Raw genomic sequence first — 14498 nt, 5'->3', positions numbered from 1 at the left:
ACCTATATATAACCTCTATTTTTGGGGGGCCGGGTCTTTTTTTTAAACGACACGGGACCTCGGGTGTGGGGGGGTCGGCCGGCGGCCGGCGCCGCGCGTCAGATGCCGGCGGCTCCGGCCGGCGACTCGCGATTCATATACGGGCCCGGGTGGCGATCACCTCTTGCGCACGACGACGAAGTCGGCGAGGGCGACGAGCTGGTCACGCACCTGCTGCGGCATGTTCACGTCGTCCAGCGCGCGGATCGCGATCGCGTGCTGGCGGCGCGCCTCGTCTGCGGTCCACTGGCGGCCGCCGGCCGCCTCGATGAGCGCGGCGCGGGCCGCGAACTCCTCCTCCGAGAAGTTCTCGAAGTCGTTGCTCTTGGCGTCGGCGGCGAGCAGCTCCGCGAGCTCCTCGCACGCGGGGCCGCCGGCCGCGAGGGCCGCGACGACGGGCAGGGACTTCTTGCGCTGGCGCAGGTCGCTCCAGGTCTGCTTGCCGGTGGTCTCCGGGTCGCCCCAGATGCCGAGCAGGTCGTCCACGGCCTGGAAGGCGAGGCCGAGGTGGTAGCCGTACTCCTCCAGCTTGTCGGCCGTACGGTCGTCCGCGCCGCCGAGCACGGCGCCGATGGAGACCGCGCAGGCGAGGAGGGCGCCGGTCTTGTTGCCCTCCATCTCCAGGCACTCCTCGACGCTGACGCGCTCGCGGTGCTCGTAGGAGATGTCCTGCGCCTGGCCGTCGATCAGCTTGCGGCTGGCGGTGGTCAGCCGGCGCGCCGCGCGGCCCGCCTCGACCGTGCCGAGCTCCAGCAGCACCTCGTTGGCGAGGGCGAAGAGGGCGTCGCCGACCAGGATCGCGAGGGCCGGTCCGTGCACCTTCCACACCGTGTCGCGGTGGCGGCGCTGCTCGTCGCCGTCCATCAGGTCGTCGTGGAGCAGCGAGAAGTTGTGTACGAGCTCGACCGCGACGGCCCCCGGGATGCCGACCTCGGCGGCGGCGCCGGCGGCCTCGGCGGAGAGCAGGGCGAGGGCGGGGCGGACGGCCTTGCCGCCGTCGCCGTCCGCCGGGTTGCCGTGGGCGTCGATCCAGCCGAAGTGGTAGGCGGCGACGGTGTCCATGGGCGCGGCGAGCCGGTCCACGGCGGCGCGGAGCACGGGCGTGGACAGCGTGCGGCCGCGGTCCAGGAGGGCGAGCGTGTCCGCCTTCTCCGCGCCCCCTGCGGCTGTGCCCACACTGGCATCCGTGTTCTCGACAGCCGGATTACCCGGGTTCACTGGCTCTCCTCTTGTTCCTGTACGTACTGCGGTGCGTGCTGCCGCAGTTGTGCCGGTGGTGCTGGTGGTGGTCATGCCGCCTCCTGCAGGGGGTGTTCGCGGGGACGGCCGAGTGCGGTGAGTGCGGCGTGCGCCGCGCCCAGTCCGCTGCGGACTGCGCTCTCCATGGTCGCGGGCCAACCGGTGGCGGTCCACGCACCGGCGAGGTAGAGCCCCGGCGTGTCGGTCCGCGCGCCGGGCCGGAGCCGGCCGACTCCGGGGCTGGGGGCGAAGGTTGCCGTGCGCTCCCGGGTGACGAAGAAGTCCCGTACCTTCGCGCCGCGCGCGGCGGGCAGCAGCCGCTCCAGTTCGGGCAGGTACTTGGCGCGCAGCACCGAGACGGGCTCGTCGATGTCGTCCTGGGCCACGGACTGGGACAGGGCCAGGTACTGGCCTCCGTCAGGGAGGCCGGAGGAGTCGGTGCGGTCGAAGACCCACTGGACCGGTGAGCCGAGCGCGGCGAAGAAGGGCGCCTTGAGCACCTTGCGGTCGTAGACGACGTGGACGTTGAGGATCGGGGCGGTGCCGATGTCGAGGAGCTTGTCCGGGTCGGCGAGCGCGCCGGGCGGGAGCAGTCCGTGGGCCTCGCGCTGCGGGACGGCGAGGACGACGGTGCCGGCGTCCAGCGACTCGCCCTCGGTGTCGACCCGCCAATTCCCTTCGGCGCTGCGGGAGATGGCGGTGACCCGGGTGCGCAGCCCGGTTCGTACGCCGGCCGCGTCGAGCGCCTTGCGGGCGAGGGTGTCGTGCAGGTCGCCGAGGGGGACCTTGGCCCAGCCGATGTCCGCGGCGCCGTTCTCGGAGAGCAGGCCGGTCTTGAAGACCATGGCGGCCAGCCCCAGCGAGGACTGGTCGGCGGTGGCATTGAGGGTGGCGATGCCGACGAGGTCCCACAGCGCCTCGATGGCGCGCGGGGACTGGCCGTAGCGGGCCAGCCAGGTGGCGAAGTCCAGGCCGTCGAGGGCCGGATCGGTGGGGTCGAGCCGGCGCAGCGCGAGGGCGGCGCGCCCTACGCTCGCCCGTTCGGCGAGCGAGAGGTGCGGGTAGCGGGCCAGCGAGGCGGCCAGGTGCAGGGGTACGGGCAGGGCGCTGCGGCGCAGCCGGCCCAGGCGGGGTCCGCGGGGGTGGGCGGCGTCGAGGACGGGTACGTCGAGCCGGTCCTGCAGGGGCGCGAGGTCGGCGCCGTCGATGCGGTCCAGGAACCACCGGTAGGCGGTGCAGCAGCGCAGGTAGACGTGCTGGCCGTTGTCGATGGTCAGTTCGCCGCGCTTGAAGGAGAAGGCGAGGCCGCCGAGCCGGGGCCGGCCTTCGAGCAGGGTGACCCGCAGTCCCGCGTCGGCGAGTTCGAGCGCGGCGGTCACCCCGGCGAGGCCGCCGCCGACGACCACTGCCTGGTGGGCGGTGCTGGCGGTCATACGTCCTCCTCCGTCGCTGCGACAGACGCCGCCGCGCGGCGCGGGGTTGCGCCGCCTGTCTGCGGGGCCGCCATCAGGCCCGCCTCCGGTTGCTCTGACGTGAGATGGTCCGCGCGTCGAGGCCGGAGAGGCCGCGGACGGCCACGTACGCCTTCTCGTGCGTCGGCAGCGAGACGCGGCCGCGGAGCACCGCCTCGGGCTCGCGCTCGATGCGGTCCAGCAGGCGCCGGTAGATGCCCGCCATGGCGGCGACGCAGGCGCCGCTGCGCCGGTCGAGCATCGGCAGCAGCCGGTAGCCCTCGACGAACAGGGCGCGGGCGCGCCGGACTTCGTGGTGGACGAGCCCGGCGAAGTCGGCGCCGGGGGGCAACCGGTCGCTCTGGAAGCCGTCGGAGCAGCCGAACTTGGCGAGGTCCTCGGCGGGCAGGTAGGTGCGGCCGTTGCCGGCGTCCTCCCGTACGTCCCGGAGGATGTTGGTCAGTTGCAGGGCGAGGCCCAGGGTGTCGGCGTACTCGCCGGCGCGGGCGGCGTCGAGGGCGCCGGGGCCCGCGGTGGGGACGGTCCCGAACACGCCCAGCGAGAGCCGCCCGATGGCTCCGGCCACGCAGCGGCAGTAGAGCTTGAGGTCGTCCCAGGTCTCGTAGGTCGCGCCGCGCACGTCCATCAGCACGCCGTCGATGAGCTCGTCGAGCCCTTCGAGCGGGATCGGGAAACGGTTCGCCGCGTGCGCGAGGGCGACGGCGACCGGGTCGGTGTCGTCCTCGTGGACCTCCTCGGCCCGGATCCGGCCGAGGAGGGCGCGGGTCTCCTCCAGCCGGGTCAGCTTCGCCTCGGGGGGCAACGTGCCGTCGCCGATGTCGTCGACCCGCCGGGAGAAGGCGTACAGCGCGGACATCGCGTGCCGCTTGTCGGTGGGCAGCAGCCGGATGCCGTACGCGAAGTTGCGCGCCTGCGAGCCGGTGACGGCCTCGCAGTAGCTGTAGGCCGCCTGTACCGGGGCGGACGGCGCAGATGGTGTAGACGCGTGTGTGGGGCCCTCCACGTTCGGGCTCACCCCTTTCTCGGCACGGTGCGAAGGACGGCGGCCACCTCGCGGAACAGTCCGCTCTTGGTGGGCTTGGGCGGGCCGGGAAGTACGTCGAAGCCGGCGGCGGAGACGGCCCGCAGGGCGGCGCGCCCTCCTCCCACGAAACCCGCGAGCAGCAGCCGGAGCCTTCCGTGCACGCTACCCACGAGCGGGGTGCCTTCATTCAGGAGGTCCCGTGCGCGTTCTGTTTCGAATGCGATGAGGGAGCGTACGGATGCGCCGGCGCTCGGGGCCCCCAAGTCGGCCTCGGTGACGTGGAAGCGGCGCATGTCCTCGGCGGGGAGGTAGATCCGGTCCCGTCCGAGGTCCTCGGCGACGTCCTGGAGGTGTTCGGCGATCTGCAGCGCGGTGCAGACCGCGTCGGAGCGGCGGATGCGCTCGGGGGTGCTGGTGCCGGTGAGGGACAACACGAGGCGGCCGACCGGGTTCGCGGAGAGCTCGCAGTAGCCGAGGAGGTCCCCGTACGTCTCGTAGCGCGCGACCCGCTGGTCCTGGCGGTTGGCTTCGATGAGGCCGAGGAAGGGCTCGGGGGTCAGCGCGTGGGCGCGGACGACGGGTTGCAGCGCGAGCAGGAGCGGGTGGCGCGGGGGGCCGTCCGCGCCGCCGGAGCCGTTGAAGACACGGTGCAGGTCGGCCTCGAGGGCGTCGAGCATGGCGAGCCGGTCGTCCACGGCGGCGGGGTCGAGCCCGAGGAGTACCGCGTCGCGTCCGCCGGGGGCGAGGTCGCCGTCGCCGATGTCGTCGACCAGGCGCGCGTATCCGTAGACGGCCATGAGGCCCTCGCGCCAGGCGCGGGGAAGGAAGGCGGGGGCGACGGGGAAGTTCTCCGACGCCGCTTTGCCGAGGGTGGCGCGCGCGTGGGCTGTGTCGGACCGGGGGCGGATGCCGTGCCCCGCGGTCACCGCCCGCCGCCCGGGGCGGGGACGGCCGTCGTGCTTGGGGGCCGGAGAATTCCCGTAGCCATTGCCGTCACATCTCCCGTTCTACACTGCCGACCCAATACATCCTATTTCGGACACGCCGCCGGACTTTCCCCGGGGTACCCCAGGCCGTTCACCTGCGGGGAATCGTCCCCTCTTGCCTCGATTCAGGACGCGGTCCAGCTTACGCTGTACAACGCCGCGGAGGCTCAACGGGTATTCGGTCGGCTACTTAATGTCGTCCCTACAATGCGCAAATCGCTCCCCCGCATGCCGAGGCCCCCGCCGCGGGGAGCGGCGGGGGCCTGTCGAGGCCTGCGGTACAGCGGTCAGTGGCTGGTCGCCTTCTCGTATGCCGAGACGACTTCCTCCGTGGGCCCGTCCATCAGGAGTTCGCCCTTCTCCAGCCACAGCACCCGGTCACAGGTGTCGCGGATGGACTTGTTGTTGTGGCTCACCAGAAAGACCGAACCGGCCTTTTCCCGCAGTTCGCGGATGCGGTTCTCGGAACGCACCTGGAAGCTGCGGTCACCGGTGGCCAGGGCCTCGTCGATCATCAGGACGTCGTGGTCCTTGGCCGCCGCAATGGAGAAGCGCAGTCGCGCCGCCATACCGGAGGAGTAGGTGCGCATCGGCAGCGAGATGAAGTCGCCCTTCTCGTTGATTCCCGAGAAGTCGACGATCTCCTGATAGCGCTCCTTGACCTGCTCGCGGGTCATTCCCATGGCGAGACCGCCGAGGACCACGTTGCGCTCGCCGGTGAGGTCGTTCATCAGCGCCGCGTTGACACCCAGCAGCGAGGGCTGGCCGTCGGTGTAGACCTTGCCCGACTCGCAGGGCAGCAGACCCGCGATGGCGCGCAGCAGGGTCGACTTGCCGGAACCGTTGGACCCGATGAGACCGATGGCCTCACCGCGGTAAGCCGTGAAGGAGACCCCGCGCACGGCGTGGACCCGGCGCACGCCCGGGGCGTCGACCTTGCCCCGGCGGAGGATCTTGCTGAGCGCGGCGGTGGCGCTGCCCTTGCCGCCACCGCCGGTGTTCACGCGGTAGACGATGTGGACGTCGTCGGCGATGACGGTGGGGATCTTCCCCTGGTTGCTATCAGCCACGGCCGTAACGCTCCTCAGCCTTCCAGAAGTAGATGAACCCGCCGAGGCCGATCACGACGGCCCAGCCGACCGCGAAGAGCCAGACGTGCGGCGGCAGGTTGCTCGGTCCGTACCCGTCGATCAGCGCGAAGCGGACCAGGTCCATGTAGATCGCGGCCGGGTTCCACTGGAGCGCGGTCCCGATCCACGCGGGCTTGTCCTTGAGCATCTCGCTGATCGAGAACATGACGCCGGAGGCGTACATCCAGGTGCGCGTGATGAAGGGCATCAGCTGCGCGAGGTCGGGAGTCTTGGACCCCATCCGCGCGAAGATCAGGGCGAGCCCGGTGTTGAAGACGAACTGGAGCGCCAGCGTCGGGATGACCAGCAGCCACGACAGTCGCGGGTAGTTCCCGAAGGCGATCGCGACGATGAGCACGACGATCATCGAGTACAGCAGCTGTCCGAGCTGCTGCATCGAGAAGGAGATCGGCAGCGAGGCGCGCGGGAAGTGCAGGGCCCGGACGAGGCCGATGTTGCCGGGGATGGCCCGGACACCCGCCATCAAGGAGCTCTGGGTGAAGGTGAAGACGAAGATGCCCATCACCAGGAAGGGGATGTAGACCCCCTTCTCCATGCCCCGCCCCGCGTCAAGGATCAGGCCGAAGATCAGGTAGTACACCAGGGCGTTCAGCAGCGGGGTCGCCACCTGCCAGACCTGGCCGAGCTTCGCCTCGCTGTACTGCGCGACCAGCTTGGCCCTGGAGAACGCCATGATGAAGTGGCGCCGGTCCCAGAGCTGCCGCACGTACTCGCCGAGCCCGGGCCGGGCACCGCTCACGGACAGGCCGTACTTCCCGGCGAGGTCCGCGGGGCTCAGCCTCACGTCGTCGGACGGCGGCTTGCTCGTGGCGAGGGCGCCGTCGTGGGTTGTGTCACTCACAAGTTGAAACTTTCGTCTTCAAGATGCGGCAGGAAGGGCATCAGGCTGGTCGCAGGAGGCCCATGATCGCGCCATGTTCCCAGACGCGGGCTCGTCAGATGACAGGTGGTCGGCCCAGTCGGGTCAACCGCCAGACCGTACGCCATCTCATCGGGCGCCGGGGCCCGCAGGGAGTCGTCCAACCCTCCCTGAAACCGCCGAACCAGGCCTTGAGCGCCGGTACCGACGGTCTGCGTACGAGCGTCAGCAGGAGCCAGACGCCCAGGTAGACCGGGACCAGCGGCGCGGGCAGGTTTCGGCGGGCGAGCCACACACGGTTACGGGCCACCATACGGTGGTACACCGCGTGCCGGGAGGGGGCGGTCGTCGGGTGCAGCAGCACCATGTCCGCCCGGTAGTCGATCAGCCACCCTGCGTCGAGCGCCCGCCAGGCCAGGTCGGTTTCCTCGTGGGCGTAGAAGAACTCTCCCGGCAGGGGCCCGACCTGCTCGAACACCTTCGTGCGGACGGCGTTGGCGCCGCCCAGGAAGGTGGTCACGCGCGAGGAGCGCATGGGGTCCGAGGCCCGCAGCCGGGGCACGTGCCGGCGCTGGGTCTCGCCGGTCTGCGGATCGGCGATCCGGAAACTGACGATCCCGAGCTCGGGAGCCTCGGTGAAGGCCTGCCGGCACAGCTCGGCGGTGTCGGTCCGCTCCAGCAGCCCGTCGTCGTCGAGGAAGAGCAGGGCGTCCACGTCGCGGCCGCCGGGCCCGAAGGCCTCGATGCCCACGTTGCGGCCGCCGGGGATGCCCAGGTTCTCAGGGAGGTCCACGGTGCGCACGCCATCGGGGAGCCCGGTGACCTGCACGCCCTGGCCCACGACGACGACCTCGACCGGGTCGCCCTCTTGGCGGGCCACGGAGTCGAGCAGCGCCTTGAGCTCGTCGGGCCGGTTGCCCATGGTGATGATCACGGCGCCCAGCCGCATCGGCGCGGTCACTTGAGCCTGCTGGAGGCCAGGACCGACACCAGGTGCAGCACCGTCTGGAGCAGCGCGATGCCGGCCAGCACGGCGACGCCGAGCCGCGAGAAGAACAGGTCGCCCCGGACCTGGTCCACGACCGCCAGCGCCAGGATCAGCAGCGACGCCTCGATGCCGAGGACCAGCCGGTGGAACTTGAGCGCGGCGGCGGCCCGGCGGGCCAGCGCCATGCCGGAGGAGCGCGGCTCGGACGCCGATTCCTTGACCGGCTCCTTCCCCACCTGGTGCCGGGCGACGCCGACGAGGTCGGTCTCGGCCTTGATCAGGATCGCGCCGAGCGCCGCGAGGGTGCCGAGGAAGGCCCACAGCCAGTCGATCCGCCCGCCGCCCCACAGGTCGGAGGCGCGCAGGCCGAAGCCGACCAGCACCGCCGCGTCGCACAGGTACGCGCCGACGCGGTCCAGGTAGACCCCGGACAGCGAGAACTGCTGCTTCCAGCGGGCGACCTCGCCGTCCACGCAGTCGAGCAGCAGGTACAGCTGGACCGCCACGACGCCGAGGACGGCGCCCCAGACGCCCGGCACCAGCAGGGCCGGGGCCGCGAGGACGCCGGCCAGGGTCATCACGTAGGTCAGCTGGTTCGGCGTGACCTTGGTGGTGACCAGGAAGCGGGTGATGCGCAGGGAGATCTCGCGCATGTAGAGGCGTCCGCCCCAGTGCTCGCCGCTGCGCCGGTCCTTCACGCCCGCCGGGTGAACGACGGGCCGGAGTTCAGCTACGGATGGTCTTGGCATAGTCGGCGTAAGCGTCCCTGATCTCGGCGGCGGACAGGTTGAGGTGTTCCAGGATGGTGAAGCGTCCCGGACGGGTCTGGGGGGCGTACTCGACGGCCGCGACGAACTCGTCGACGCTGAAACCGATCTCCTGGGGCAGCACGGGCAGCCCGTGGCCGCGCAGCACCTGGACGAAGAGCCCGGACTGCTCGGCGGCTCCGCGCAGGTGCATCGCGAAGGCGGCGCCGATGCCGACCTGCTCGCCGTGGAGCGCGGAGCGCCCCGGGTAGAGCAGGTCGAAGGCGTGGCTGATCTCGTGGCAGGCGCCGGACGACGGGCGGGAGTCCCCGCTGATCGACATGGCGATGCCGGAGAGGACGAGCGCCTCGGAGAGCACGGTGAGGAACTCGTCGTCGCCGCAGCCACCGGGGTGGCGCAGGACGGACTCGCCGGCGGTACGGGCCATGGCGGCGGCCAGGCCGTCGACGGGCTCGCCGGTGAGGCGGTGCGAGAGCTCCCAGTCGGCGATGGCCGAGATGTTGGAGATCGCGTCGCCGATGCCGGCGCGGATGAACCGCACCGGGGCTTCCTTGATCACGTCGAGATCGATCACCATGGCGATCGGGGTGGGGACACCGTAGGAGCCCCGGCCGTTGTCGTTGTCCAGGATGGACACCGGCGAGCAGATGCCGTCGTGGGAGAGGTTGGTGGCGACGGCCACCATGGGCAGCCCGACCCGCGCCGCGGCGTACTTCGCCACGTCGATGATCTTGCCGCCGCCCAGGCCCACCACGGCGTCGTAGCGGCGGCCCTTTATGTCGTCGGCCAGCTTGACCGCGGAGTCGATGGTGCCGTCGACGACCGGGTACCAGTCGGCGTGCGGCAGCACGGGCTCCAGCTTGGCGCGCAGCGCCACGCCGGAGCCGCCGCTGATCGCGATCGCCAGCTTGCCGGACGCGGAGATCCGCTGGTCGGCCAGGAGGCCGGCCAGGTCGTCCATGGCGCCGCGACTGATGTCGACGACGACCGGCGAGGGGATGAGCCGCGTCAGTACTGGCATGCGATCGTCCGGCCCTTGGCGAGGTCGTCGTGGTTGTCGATCTCGACCCACTTGACGTCGCCGATGGGGGCCACGTCGACCGTGAAGCCGCGGTTCACGAGCTCCTGGTAGCCGTCCTCGTAGTAGAGGTCGGGATCCCGCTCGAAGGTGGTCTTCAGCGCGTCGGCGAGCTCGGCGGCGGCCTCGGCCTCGATGAGGGTGACACCGATGTACTCACCGGTGGCCCCGGCGGGGTCCATCAGCTTGGTGATCTTCTGGACGGCGCCCCCGTCGGCGTCGCCGGTTGCCGTGATGACCTTCATCTCCTCGTCGGCCAGGTTCTTGACCGTGTCGAGGGCGAGGATGATCTTCCGGCCGTTGCCGCGGGCCGCGAGGAGGGTCTCCTCGACGGAGACCGGGTGCACGGTGTCGCCGTTGGCGAGGATCACGCCCTGCTCGAGGACCTCACGCGCGCACCACAGGGAGTAGGCGTTGTTCCACTCCTCGGCCTTGTCGTTGTCGATCAGCGTGATCTTGACGCCGTACTTGGCCTCCAGGGCCTCCCGGCGCTCGTAGACGGCTTCCTTGCGGTAGCCGACGACGATCGCGACCTCGGTGAGGCCGACGGCGGCGAAGTTGCCGAGCGTCAGGTCCAGGACCGTGATGCTCTCCTCCGCGCCTTCGGGGCCGACGGGCACGAGGGCCTTGGGCAGGGTGTCGGTGTAGGGACGCAGGCGGCGTCCGGCACCGGCAGCGAGTACAAGGCCGATCATGCTGGTTCTCCTTCGTCATGTACGGCGGGTGCTCCGGAGGAGACCCAGAATCGGATGCTCTCCACGAGCACCACCAGTGCCACGAACACGGCCATGGCCGTGAGCGCGACGGGGAACGCGTCGCGTGCGAGGACGGTTGCCAGGACCACGGTCAGCAGGACCCGGCCCTCGTGCCCGCCGATCGCCCGCACCAGCCAGCGCGGGGGCGCGCCGGAGCCACCGCGGATGCGGTACACCGTGTCGTAATGATGGTAGGCGACCGCCGCTACCAGTCCGAATGCCGCCGGAAGGGCTCCGGGGACGTCCGACTTGGCGGCCAGCGCGAGGATCGTCACGTACTCGGCGAACCGGAAGAGCGGCGGGATCAGCCAGTCGAGCGGGCCCTTGAGGGGCCTGGAGACGGCCGCGCCCGAGAAGAACGCGTACGCCACGGCGGTCCCGATCAGCCAGGGGTCGCGGAAGTCGCGGGTGACGGCCCCGCCGACCATCAGCACGGAGCCGGCCAGGGCCAGCCACACGGCGGCCTTGTCCGGCCGGCGCTTCGCGGGGGCCGACGAGCGGACCCAGGCGAGCACACCGGAGTCGGCGAGGTCCGCGAGGGCCTGAGCGGCCCGGTCGGTACGGGTCGCCTTGCGGGTCAGCGAACGCAGCACCCGGCCGGCGGTGGTGTAGAGGGCGCCGAAGGCGCAGCCGATCAGCAGGGCGCAGAAGACGATCCGCGGGGTGGTGACGGCGGTCAGCACCGCGATCATCGCCCAGCGCTCACCGATCGGGAGGATGATCATGCGGCGGACCCAGACCGTCCAGCCGACGCTGTCGAGCTTGTCGGACAGGGCCGCGGTGGGACTGGTGTTGGCCGTGGCGTCGTGGTTGGCCTCGTTGAAGGCGAAGTCGACCACGTGCCGGCAGGTCATCAGGATCATCGAGCCGAGCGCGAGGGCCCAGACGTCGTCGCCGTTCCTGGCGGCCCCGAGCGCGAGGCCCGCGTAGAAGGAGTACTCCTTCGCGCGGTCGAAGGTCGCGTCCAGCCAGGCACCCATCGTCGAGTACTGGAGCGAGTAGCGGGCGAGCTGCCCGTCGGTGCAGTCCAGGACGAAGGAGACGAGCAGCAGTACGCCCGCCGCGACGTAGCCCCAGCGCTCGCCCGTGGCGGCGCAGCCGGCCGCGATCAGCGCGGTGATCAGCGAGGCGGTGGTCACCTGGTTCGGGGTGAGGCCGCGGCGCGCGCACCAGCGGGCGATGTAGCGCGAGTACGGGCTGATGAAGAAGGTGGTGAAGAACCCGTCGCGGGACTTCACGGCGGTGCGCAGCCGGACGGCCTCGTCGTCCACGGCGACGACGGCGGCGGCCGCCGCGTCGCGTTCCGCGGTGGTGGCGGGTACGGCGGCGACGAGCGTGCCCAGCTCGGGGCGCTGGACGGTGGTCCCGGCGGTCTCGACCACGGCGGCGAGCCGGTCGGCGTACGGGCCGGCGCCCTCGGGCGCCGACTCGGCGGCCTTGTCGAGGGCCGCGCGGGCGCCCGGCTGGACGGCGATGGCCCCGGTCACGGCGCAGGCGTCGAACCGCGGGTCGGTCAGCGCGAGCCGCAGCGCGTGCACGTGCCCGACGAACCCGCTGTCCACGACGGCCACCCGCTGGTCGGCGGGTACGGCGGCCAGCGCGGCGGCGGTCTCTTCAGGTGCGGCGGCGGAGCGGACGTCGAAGCCGAGGGAGCGCAGCTGGTCGGCGAGCGGTGATCCGGGGACCGGCAGGCCGGTGAGGATGACGGTCGGCAGACGAACTCACTCCTTGTGACGAACACGGGACGGCCGCCTCGTGGGCGGCGGCTCGTCGGCAGAGGCTATCGGATGAACGGAAGCAGGGGTTCACCACCCGTTTACGCCCGACAAGCCAAGTATTCCGGGCTTCGGGCCAGGCGTGATCATCATTGACGATCACGGCGCGATACCACAAACGGCATGGATGTTACGGTGGACACGCCCCTGATCGTGTCGAGTCGAAAGAGGTGGGTTGATGACCGTCGCAGTGGTCGCGGCCATGCGCAGCGAACTCCGGTGCATCCCCCATTTCCTCCGGGCGTCCGGCCAGGCCTGATCACACACCCACGCAGGCCTCGTCGGCCGGAGCCCCCGTTCAAGGGTTCACGTTGACCGACAACACCACCTTCAGTTCCTTCAGCCCCTTCATGCGGGCCTTCTACACGCTGCACCGCGGGCTGCCCCGACAGGCTCCCGGGTCCGACGCGAGCACCCGCCGCCTGCTGTCCCTGTGCGGACGGCTGCCCGAGCGGCCGCGCATCCTCGACCTGGGCTGCGGTCCGGGCCGTAGCGCCCTGCTGCTCGCCGCCGAGGCGGGCGAGGGCGCACGCGTCACCGCCGTCGACGTCCACGACGGCTTCCTCGACGAGCTCCGTACGGGCGCCGAGGCCCGCGGGCTCGGTGACCGCGTCCACGCCGTCAGGGCGGACATGGGCGCGCTCCCCTGCGAGGACGGTTCCTTCGACCTGATCTGGGCCGAGGGGTCCGCCTACATCCTCGGCTTCGACAAGGCGCTCGCGCAGTGGAAGCGGCTGCTCGCGCCCGGCGGCACCCTGGTGCTGACCGAGTGCGAGTGGACCGCCGAGGAGCCGTCCGCCGGGGCCCGCGCCTTCTGGGACCCCCAGTGCGCACTGCGCTCCACCGCCCGCAACCTCGCGTCCGCCCAGGCCGCCGGGTACCGGGTGCTGGGCGTGCACCACCTGCCCGACTCCGACTGGGGCGAGTACTACGGCCCGCTCGCCGAGCGGGTGGCCGGGGAGGCGGAGCCCGTGGACCCGGCGGCCGCCGCGGCGCTGGCCGCCGTACGCGAGGAGCTCGACGTACGGGAGCGGTACGGGCACGAGTACGGGTACACCGGCTTCGTCCTGCGCCCGGTGAGCGCCGGGGACGGGGGCGCCTGGGCGGCCCGTCCGGAGACCGCGGCCGACGAGGCGGCGGTACGGGACGTCAACCTGGCGGCCTTCGCGACCCCGCTGGAGGCGGATCTCGTGGACGCGCTGCGGACCGACGGAGCGTGGCTGCCGGGGCTCTCGTACGTGGCCGAGGGCCCGGACGGATCCGTGGCGGCCCACGCGCTGCTGACCCGCTGCGAGGTGGGCGGCGCGGCGGCGCTGGCCCTCGCGCCGGTGGCCGCCGCTCCCGCGCACCAGCGCTCGGGCGCCGGCAGCGCCGTCGTACGGGCGCTGCTCGCGGCGGCCAAGGAACGGGGGGAGGCGCTGGTCCTGGTCCTGGGGCATCCGGAGTACTACCCGCGCTTCGGGTTCCTGCCGGCCTCGCGCTTCGGGATCCGGGCGCCCTTCGAGGTGCCCGACGAGGCGATGATGGCGCTGGTCCTGGACGATTCCGTGCCGGTCGCGGCAGGCACGGTCACGTACCCCGCCCCGTTCGGGGTCTGATCCCGCCGCAGCCGGATGATCTGCCCCCCGTCGCTTATCACGCGTCGGGGGGCAGACATGCGCGGATCACCGAAGTGGGGACAAGCCCCTTTTGTACGGCAGACTGAAGGTCGAAGTCCGAAGCGAAGGATGGGTATGCCGACCACACCAGCCACCGCCGCGAACAGCGCGTCCAACGGCACCGGCACTCAAGAAACGATCATGCTCGAACTGGTCGACGAGTCCGGCAACACCATCGGCACGGCGGAGAAGCTCTCCGCCCACCAGGCGCCCGGTCTGCTGCACCGGGCGTTCTCCGTGTTCCTCTTCGACGAGCAGGGCCGTCTGCTGCTCCAGCAGCGGGCCCTCGGGAAGTACCACTCCCCCGGCGTCTGGTCGAACACCTGTTGCGGTCACCCCTACCCCGGGGAGTCCCCGTTCGCGGCCGCGGCCCGGCGGACCCACGAGGAACTGGGGCTGTCGCCCTCGCTGCTCGCCGAGGCGGGCACGGTCCGCTACAACCACCCGGACCCCGCGTCGGGGCTGGTCGAGCAGGAGTACAACCACCTGTTCGTGGGACTCGCGCAGGCGACTCTGCGACCGGATCCGGAGGAGGTCGGCGACACCGCGTTCGTCACCGCCGAGGAGCTGACGAAGAGGCATGCCGAGGCGCCGTTCTCGGCCTGGTTCATGACCGTGCTGGACGCGGCCCGGCCCGCGATCCGCGAGCTGACCGGCGAGGCCGCGGGCTGGTAGGCCGTACGGCGTAAGCCCTGCGGGGATCAGCC

At 71.5% G+C, this 14498-nt stretch carries 14 protein-coding genes; 3 read left to right on the top strand and 11 right to left on the bottom strand.

Annotated features, from left to right (window positions below; genetic code table 11):
* Positions 1–156: 156 nt before the first annotated feature.
* The 11 genes from ACFWBF_RS28830 to ACFWBF_RS28780 all read right to left on the bottom strand — a co-directional run bounded on the left by ACFWBF_RS28830 (position 157) and on the right by ACFWBF_RS28780 (position 11920).
* Positions 157–1257, bottom strand: coding sequence for a polyprenyl synthetase family protein (locus ACFWBF_RS28830; RefSeq protein WP_385607026.1), 1101 nt, complete (start codon positions 1255–1257; stop codon positions 157–159).
* 71 nt (positions 1258–1328) lie between these two features.
* The gene (gene hpnE, locus ACFWBF_RS28825; protein ID WP_385607024.1) at positions 1329–2711 is read right to left on the bottom strand and encodes a hydroxysqualene dehydroxylase HpnE; all 1383 of its coding nucleotides are present in this window, start codon (positions 2709–2711) and stop codon (positions 1329–1331) included.
* 73 nt (positions 2712–2784) lie between these two features.
* Positions 2785–3765 carry a presqualene diphosphate synthase HpnD gene (gene hpnD / locus ACFWBF_RS28820; protein ID WP_385607022.1) on the bottom strand — a complete coding sequence of 327 codons (981 nt, stop codon included), beginning with the start codon at positions 3763–3765 and terminating at the stop codon, positions 2785–2787.
* Complete coding sequence (hpnC, locus tag ACFWBF_RS28815; protein WP_385607020.1) at positions 3762–4700, bottom strand: squalene synthase HpnC; 939 nt, start codon at positions 4698–4700, stop codon at positions 3762–3764. Before hpnC ends, hpnD begins: the two co-directional genes overlap by 4 nt.
* A 347-nt stretch (positions 4701–5047) precedes the next feature.
* Entirely contained in the window at positions 5048–5830 is a 783-nt protein-coding gene (locus tag ACFWBF_RS28810; RefSeq protein ID WP_385607019.1) for an ABC transporter ATP-binding protein, read from the bottom strand.
* Complete coding sequence (locus ACFWBF_RS28805; protein ID WP_385607017.1) at positions 5823–6752, bottom strand: ABC transporter permease; 930 nt, start codon at positions 6750–6752, stop codon at positions 5823–5825. The genes ACFWBF_RS28810 and ACFWBF_RS28805 overlap by 8 nt, the downstream gene beginning before the upstream one ends.
* 94 nt (positions 6753–6846) lie before the next feature.
* Entirely contained in the window at positions 6847–7719 is an 873-nt protein-coding gene (locus ACFWBF_RS28800; protein ID WP_385607032.1) for a glycosyltransferase family 2 protein, read from the bottom strand.
* A gap of 8 nt (positions 7720–7727) precedes the next feature.
* The gene (locus ACFWBF_RS28795) at positions 7728–8507 is read right to left on the bottom strand and encodes a CDP-alcohol phosphatidyltransferase family protein (RefSeq protein ID WP_385607015.1); all 780 of its coding nucleotides are present in this window, start codon (positions 8505–8507) and stop codon (positions 7728–7730) included.
* Positions 8485–9546, bottom strand: coding sequence for an iron-containing alcohol dehydrogenase family protein (locus ACFWBF_RS28790; protein WP_385607014.1), 1062 nt, complete (start codon positions 9544–9546; stop codon positions 8485–8487). Before ACFWBF_RS28790 ends, ACFWBF_RS28795 begins: the two co-directional genes overlap by 23 nt.
* Positions 9534–10298: a sugar phosphate nucleotidyltransferase gene (locus ACFWBF_RS28785; RefSeq protein WP_385607012.1), complete on the bottom strand. Its 765-nt coding sequence runs from the start codon at positions 10296–10298 to the stop codon at positions 9534–9536. Before ACFWBF_RS28785 ends, ACFWBF_RS28790 begins: the two co-directional genes overlap by 13 nt.
* Entirely contained in the window at positions 10295–11920 is a 1626-nt protein-coding gene (locus ACFWBF_RS28780; RefSeq protein ID WP_385607010.1) for a DUF5941 domain-containing protein, read from the bottom strand. The genes ACFWBF_RS28785 and ACFWBF_RS28780 overlap by 4 nt, the downstream gene beginning before the upstream one ends.
* Between ACFWBF_RS28780 and ACFWBF_RS28775 the strand changes: the two genes are divergently transcribed.
* From ACFWBF_RS28775 to idi, 3 genes are all read left to right on the top strand, one after another.
* Positions 11897–12034, top strand: a complete 138-nt coding sequence (locus tag ACFWBF_RS28775; protein WP_385607009.1) for a hypothetical protein — start codon at positions 11897–11899, stop codon at positions 12032–12034. The genes ACFWBF_RS28780 and ACFWBF_RS28775 overlap by 24 nt on opposite strands.
* Positions 12035–12444: 410 nt before the next feature.
* On the top strand, positions 12445–13731 hold the full coding sequence (locus tag ACFWBF_RS28770; protein ID WP_385607008.1) for a GNAT family N-acetyltransferase: 1287 nt from the start codon (positions 12445–12447) through the stop codon (positions 13729–13731).
* A 135-nt stretch (positions 13732–13866) separates the two neighbouring features.
* Positions 13867–14466 carry an isopentenyl-diphosphate Delta-isomerase gene (gene idi / locus ACFWBF_RS28765; RefSeq protein WP_385607006.1) on the top strand — a complete coding sequence of 200 codons (600 nt, stop codon included), beginning with the start codon at positions 13867–13869 and terminating at the stop codon, positions 14464–14466.
* Positions 14467–14498: the final 32 nt, after the last annotated feature.

The organism is Streptomyces sp. NPDC060028, from assembly GCF_042736725.1.
Classification (GTDB): Bacteria; Actinomycetota; Actinomycetes; order Streptomycetales; family Streptomycetaceae; genus Streptomyces.
Note: the sequence above shows the minus strand (reverse complement) of the source record. Positions and strands in the feature narration are given on the sequence as shown.